Raw genomic sequence first — 6,452 nt, 5'->3', positions numbered from 1 at the left:
GTCTGCTACTCCGGCCGCTGCATGATTTCCGTCTGCTTCCGGATGCTTTCGATGTGAATGAGCTTGTATAGCTCGGCTACAAACTTGTCGTTGACGCGCAGGCGGGCAGCCCACTCGGGACGGCTGGTAAAGATTTCGTTCCAACGGTCCAGTTGCAGGATTTTCACGTTGTTCTGCTTCTTGTACTCAGCCAACTCCTCCACCAGCGCCATGCGCCGCGCCAGGGCCTCAATGATGTCCTGATCGGCTACGTCCATCTTGTGGCGCAACTCCTCAGCTTTATTGAGGTAGTCTTCATTGTCGGTGGAGCGGTAGCGGTGCTTCAGTTCCCGCATCATTTCGCCGAGGCGGAAGGGCGTCACCTGCTGCTCGGCGTCGCTCCAGGCGTTTTCGGGGTCGGGGTGCGTTTCCAGCATCAGCCCATCGTAATCCAGGTCGAGGGCCTTCTGAGCCACCGGCATGAGCAAGTCCCGACGGCCGCTGATGTGACTGGGGTCACAGATGAGCGGTAATTCCGGAAAGCGTGTTTTTAGTTCGATGGGAATGCCCCAGGTGGGGGCGTTGCGGTAGCGCGAAGGCGCGCCGGTGCTGAAGCCTCGGTGAATGGCCGCCAGGTCGCGCACGCCGGCCCGATCAAGGCGCTCCAGCGCCCCGGCCCATAAGGCCAAATCGGGGTTGACGGGGTTTTTCACCATCACCGGCACGCCAGTTCCTCCTAGCGCTTCGGCCAGTTCCTGCACTGCAAAGGGATTCACCGTGGTACGGGCCCCAATCCAGACTACATCTACTCCGTGCGCGAGGCATTCCTCCACGTGGCGTGGTGTAGCCACTTCTACGGTCACGGCCAAGCCCGTTTCGGCCTTTACGCGCTGCAGCCATTTCAGCCCCATCGCCCCAATGCCTTCAAAAGACCCCGGTCGGGTGCGTGGCTTCCAGATGCCCGCACGAAACAGGTCCACGCCCAGCCCTCGCAGACCCTGGGCGGTAGCCATTACTTGTTCTTCCGTTTCGGCTGAGCACGGCCCGGCTAGTAGCAGCGGCTGCCCCTTCTGGGCCAGCATGCGAGTAAAATAGGTATCAAGTTCCATGGGAAAGGGCAGCCCAGCCTCCGATTTTTCGGAACCGTAGCCACCGCCAAGTGGTTTTAAGCAGGCCACTAGGCCCGCCGGCTTATCAATAACCGCGAGGCCCGAAACGAGGTTTCGTGGCTATCTTCGCTGCTCCAAAGCTACCCCCTGCATGCCCGAGCCCCAAACCCACCCAGCCGTTTCCTTTGATAATACCGCTGTAGCCTTTGCTTCGAAGTCCGATGGTGAACTAAAGCAGATGTACGCCCTTTTTGCCGCCATGAACAACAAAGGTCTGGTAGACCTGGGCGGCGGCATGATGAAGCGCGCCCTGAGCTGGGGGCTGCCGGGCTCCAAGACCATTATCAAGCACACCATCTTCAAGCAGTTCTGCGGTGGCGAAACCATCCAGGAGTGCAAGCCGGTGATTGCCGAACTAGGTAAGTTCAACATCGGCACCATCCTCGACTACTCCGTGGAGGGTGAAGGCAATGACCAGAGCTTCGACGCCACGCGCGACGAGCTACTGAAGACCATTGACCTGGCAGCTGGTCACCCGCACATTCCATTCTCGGTTTTTAAAGTAACCGGCGTGGCCGATAGTGGCCTCTTGGAGAAAATTCAAGCCAAGCAGCCGCTCACTACTGCTGAGCAGCAAGCCTACGACCGCGCCATGCAGCGCATTGACGCGCTGTGCCGCCGGGCCAACGAGAAGAATGTGCGCATCTTCATCGATGCTGAAGAAAGCTGGTTCCAGGACACCATTGATGATATTGCCCGCGAGATGATGCGCCGTTATAACCAGGAGCGCGCCATCGTGTGGAATACCTACCAGCTGTACCGCCACGACCGCCTTGATGCGCTGAAGGATGACCACGACCACGCCGGGCAGGAAGGCTACTACCTCGGCGCCAAGCTGGTGCGGGGTGCTTACATGGAAAAAGAAGGCCGCACGGCGCAGCAGCGCGGCTACCAAAACCCTATTAACCCCAGTAAGCAGGCCACGGACGACCTGTACGATGCAGCTTTACGCTTCTCCGTCGAGCATATCGAGCGCATGGCCATCTGCGCCGGCACCCACAACGAAGCTTCCTCGCGCCTACTAGCTGAGCTGCTCGCCGATGCGGGCTTGGCGCCGGGCGACGAGCGGATCTGGTTTGCGCAACTGTACGGCATGAGTGACAACCTTAGCTATAACCTGGCCCATGCCGGCTACAATACTGCCAAGTACGTGCCCTATGGTCCGGTGGAAGCTGTAATGCCTTATCTGCTGCGCCGCGCCGACGAAAATACGGCTATTTCGGGCCAAAGCAGCCGCGAATTCATGCTTATAAAGCGAGAAATGGGGCGCCGCCGAAATAAAGCGCGCTAGTTCTCAACGGCATAGTAATTGCCAAGCGCCCGTTGCGTTGGAAATGTCCAATGCAATGGGCTTTTTTTGGTATTTTACCCCCTCCCTCTCCGAACTTCACTTACCCCATGATTACACGCGTACGCCGCTTTCTCATCCAATATTCCCGGCACCAGACTGGCACTGCTAGTTATCTGACGGTGGTGCAGGAAGCGGAACTTGGTTTGAACCTCGACATTTCCCACGAGAAGTCCCGCCTCAACGAGATTCTGGCCGAAATTTCAGAAACCGAATACACTGCCGGTCGGCCAATTCTCAGCTGTATGGTAAAAGTAGAAGGCTCCAAAGGCCAAGGCGACAACTTCTTCAAGCTCTGCGAACGGCTTGGCCTGGGCCCGTGGCGTGAACTAAAGCAGAACCCGGAGTTCCTCAGTACCCTGCGGGCGGAATGCCGTGAGTTTTGGGCCAACGAGGAGAACTACGCCAAGTTCAGTTAAGCCAGCGTTATTGTTTGTACCAGACTGAGGTTGTTTTGCACTTCAAGTGTAACCTCAAGTGGAAAGGTAGCGTTAAGTAGGACATCATGTTCCTGACCCCCTCCTGGGAGTTGGGACATTGGTGAAGCTACTTCCCTTTTCTTTCACCTTCCACAACCTCACCTCATGAACACCGACAATAATTCGAATCTGGGCAACACGCCTGGCACTGGCTCATCCATGAATCCTGCCAACACCGGTACCGGCGCTGGCTCTGGCTACGGCAGCACTGGCCACACGGGCAGCGGCTCGATGGGCGGTTCGGGTCTGAACACGGGCAGCTCGCACTCTTCGGCTTCCAATGTAGGCTCGGGCACGGATCAGAGCACCGGTGCCAACTACAACTCCGGCTCGGGAATGGGCAACAGCAACATGGGCTCCACCTCGTCTTATGGCACTAGCCAAGACAGCTCGGGTGGTTCGGGCCGCATCCTGACTACGACTTTCCGCGACCGTGAATCGGCTGAGCGTGCTTACAGTTCGCTGTCGTCGCGCGGTTATTCTAAAGATGACGTAAACCTGATGATGTCGGACGAAACGCGTAAGCGTCACTTCGGCAGCGACACGCCCGATACCGAACTGGGCAATAAAGCCATGGAAGGCGCGGGCGTGGGCTCGGCTATCGGTGGCACGGCTGGTGCCGTAATTGGTGCCATTGCCGCAATTGGTACTTCGGTAGCACTACCAGGCTTGGGCCTGGTAATAGCTGGTCCGCTTGCCGCTGCGCTGGCTGGCGCTGGTGCCGGTGGTCTCACGGGTGGCCTGGTAGGCGCTCTGGTGGGCTCGGGCATTCCAGAAGAGCGTGCTCATGAGTACGAAAGCGACATCAAGAACGGCGGCATTGTGATGGGTGTACACCCCCGCAACGACGATGACGCTCGTCACTTCCAAGACGAATTCCGTCGTCACAACGGCGACCGTATCTACTACTAAGCCATCTTTTCTTTTTGGCTTCTCAGACCTCCCCGCAACCGGGGAGGTCTTTTTTGTTTCTATAGGCTAAGACGGGCTACTGGGCACTATTGCCCTACCGGTCTCGTTAGCCTTCCAGAAAGGGCCCGATTTTGGCGTTACCATTCGGAGCGGCTTTACGTACATTTAGGACCTACTTTTTTCCGCGCTTTTGCCTATGTCTTTCCTTCGCCTGAAAATAGGCTTGTACGCTGCCGTGGTTACGGCCGTATTCGTACTGGCTTCCTATAAATTTTACCGCGGCCACGACTCTAAGGTGCCGCAGAAAGAAGAAGTCCTCATCAAGGCCATGCTGCAAGGGCTGAGCGCTGCTCATTACCAGCAGCAGCAGATCGATGATAACTTTTCCAAGCGTGTCTTCGACCTGTACCTGAAGCGCATCGACTATTCGAAGAAGTTCTTACTGCAGTCGGACGTAGCCCAATTGCGCAAGTACCAGAACGACATCGATGATCAAGTGAAGCGTGGCTCTAAAGAGTTTCTGACCTTGGCCAATCAACTGATGGAACAGCGCACCAAGGAAGTGCAAGGGCTGTACCGGGAGCTGTTGAGCCAACCTATTGACTTCACGGTGGACGAGACTTTTCAGGCTGATTTCGACAAGGCTCAATACGCCGCCGATAAGAACGCGCAGCGCGACGAGTGGCGCCGCTACATGAAGTACCATGTACTCACGCGCCTAGTTGAGATTCAGGAAGAGCAAGCCAAGCGCGACCCGAAGAAAGCTACCGCTCCGGCCCTTTCGGCTACGGAAATGGAGGCGGAAGCCCGTAAGCGCGTGCTCAAGTACTTTGATGAGCAATTCAACGACTTGCTCCAAAACGACGAAAACGACCGTTTGGCTCTTTGGGCCAACACTATTGCTAATACTTACGACCCGCACACGGAGTACTTTGCTCCAAAAGACAAGGAGTCGTTTGACATTGCCATGACGGGCCGCTTTGAAGGCATTGGGGCGACGCTGCAGGAGAAAGATGGCCAGATCAAAGTGGCTGATATCATTCCGGGCTCGGCTTCTTACCGGCAGGGCCAGCTCAAAGCCGGCGACATCATTCAGCGTGTAGCGCAAGGCCCTGCCGAACCCGTAACGGTGGAAGGCATGCGCTTAGACAAAGCCATTAGCTACATCCGTGGCGGCAAGGGCACAGAGGTTCGGCTGACGGTGAAGAAGCCCGACGGCAGCACCCAGATCATTCCCATCGTGCGCGATGTAGTGGTGGTGAAAGAAACCTATGCGCAGTCGGCTATCGTGAACGAGGGCGGCAAGAAGATAGGTTATATCCGCCTACCCGCTTTCTACGCCGACTTCAACGACAACGGTGGCCGCAGCTCCGCTGAGGACGTGAAGAAGGAGTTGGAAAAGCTGAAGCAAGAGAAAGTGGACGGCGTGGTGCTCGACCTGCGCAACAACGGCGGTGGTTCGCTTACCGATGCCGTGGAAATGGCCGGTTTGTTTATCGACAGTGGCCCCGTAGTGCAGGTACGTTCAGGCCAGGGCGCTGCTCAGGTTCTCAATGACCGTGACCCACGCGTACAGTACAGTGGTCCGCTGGTGGTGATGGTAAACAAGTACAGCGCCTCGGCCTCCGAGATTCTGGCAGCTGCTGTGCAGGACTACAAGCGCGGAGTGGTGCTAGGTAACACGACTTACGGCAAGGGCACTGTACAGCGCATCTTTAATCTTGATGACGCCCTGCCAGCTGAGTTCAACACCATCAAACCTTTTGGTTCGCTGAAACTCACGACCCAGAAGTTCTACCGCATCAACGGCGGCTCTACTCAATTTAAAGGTGTGGTGCCGGACATCGTTCTCCCTGATGCCTATAGCTACCTCGACCAGGGTGAAAAGGACACCGACTACCCGCTGAAGTGGGATGAAATCAGCCCGGCCCGTTACCGCACTTGGCAGCAGGCTCCGGCCATCGATAAGCTCAAGGCCGCTAGCAACGCCCGTGTGGCTTCCAACTCCAGCTTCAAGCTGGTGCAAGAAATAGTAGAGCGCATGCGCAAGCGCAAAGACGACACCAACGTATCGTTAAAGCTCGCTACGTACCGCGCTGAGCAGGACCAAGCCAAGGCTGAGTCTAAGCGCTACGAAGAGTTGCAAAAGGCTGCTCCGGCCCTAAGCATTGCTCCGTTGTCCACCGACCTGCGCGCCGTGCAATCCGATACCGTAGAAGTGAACCGTGCCCGTCGCATGTCTAAAAATCTGATGAAGGACATTAACCTGCGTGAGGCAGTAGCTATTACGAAGGATCAGATTGAGTCACCGCAGGTAACGCGTCGCTAATGCGCTTGTCCTGAATTAGTTCTCAATTTGCTAAAAGCCCCTGCTCCACCCGGTGCAGGGGCTTTTTGTTTAGGGACTTTGGGATAGGCTATAGCTGTCAATACCGGCTGCTTAGCACATACAATTAAGGGCCTATTTTATCAACTAAATAAAACTTCTACTACATACATAACTACCTGATAATCAATAATAAAATTTATACATTATACCGCTAAATTCTTTAGCATTATGGCACT

5 protein-coding genes are annotated in these 6,452 nt (G+C 56.1%); 4 read left to right on the top strand and 1 reads right to left on the bottom strand.

Features of this window, described 5'->3' with window-relative positions; genetic code table 11:
- Nucleotides 1-5: 5 nt before the first annotated feature.
- Nucleotides 6-1,088 (bottom strand): bifunctional 3-deoxy-7-phosphoheptulonate synthase/chorismate mutase type II, encoded by a 1,083-nt coding sequence (locus AC5FXY_RS21455; protein WP_493558776.1) that lies wholly within the window; start codon nt 1,086-1,088, stop codon nt 6-8.
- Between the two features lie 151 nt (nt 1,089-1,239).
- On the opposite strand from AC5FXY_RS21455, the gene AC5FXY_RS21450 reads away from it, so the two are divergent.
- From AC5FXY_RS21450 to AC5FXY_RS21435, 4 genes are all read left to right on the top strand, one after another.
- Nucleotides 1,240-2,439 carry a proline dehydrogenase family protein gene (locus AC5FXY_RS21450; protein ID WP_493558775.1) on the top strand — a complete coding sequence of 400 codons (1,200 nt, stop codon included), beginning with the start codon at nt 1,240-1,242 and terminating at the stop codon, nt 2,437-2,439.
- Between the two features lie 107 nt (nt 2,440-2,546).
- Nucleotides 2,547-2,915, top strand: coding sequence for a hypothetical protein (locus tag AC5FXY_RS21445; RefSeq protein ID WP_493558774.1), 369 nt, complete (start codon nt 2,547-2,549; stop codon nt 2,913-2,915).
- A 165-nt stretch (nt 2,916-3,080) separates the two neighbouring features.
- A complete protein-coding gene (locus AC5FXY_RS21440) occupies nt 3,081-3,887 on the top strand; it encodes a hypothetical protein (RefSeq protein WP_493558773.1) in 807 nt (268 codons plus the stop codon).
- Nucleotides 3,888-4,083: 196 nt separating this feature from the next.
- Complete coding sequence (locus AC5FXY_RS21435) at nt 4,084-6,216, top strand: carboxy terminal-processing peptidase (RefSeq protein WP_493558772.1); 2,133 nt, start codon at nt 4,084-4,086, stop codon at nt 6,214-6,216.
- Nucleotides 6,217-6,452: the final 236 nt, after the last annotated feature.

This window comes from Hymenobacter sp. FMD4, from assembly GCF_058932745.1.
This window is presented reverse-complemented; position numbering and strand designations above follow the sequence as displayed.

Excerpts from the sequence above, each read along its gene's own strand:
- AC5FXY_RS21435 (WP_493558772.1), top strand. The coding sequence starts at position 4,084 with ATGTCTTTCCTTCGCCTGAAAATAGGCTTGTACGCTGCCGTGGTTACG.
- AC5FXY_RS21445 (WP_493558774.1), top strand. The coding sequence starts at position 2,547 with ATGATTACACGCGTACGCCGCTTTCTCATCCAATATTCCCGGCACCAG.
- AC5FXY_RS21440 (WP_493558773.1), top strand. The coding sequence starts at position 3,081 with ATGAACACCGACAATAATTCGAATCTGGGCAACACGCCTGGCACTGGC.
- AC5FXY_RS21450 (WP_493558775.1), top strand. The coding sequence starts at position 1,240 with ATGCCCGAGCCCCAAACCCACCCAGCCGTTTCCTTTGATAATACCGCT.
- AC5FXY_RS21455 (WP_493558776.1), bottom strand. The coding sequence starts at position 1,088 with ATGGAACTTGATACCTATTTTACTCGCATGCTGGCCCAGAAGGGGCAG.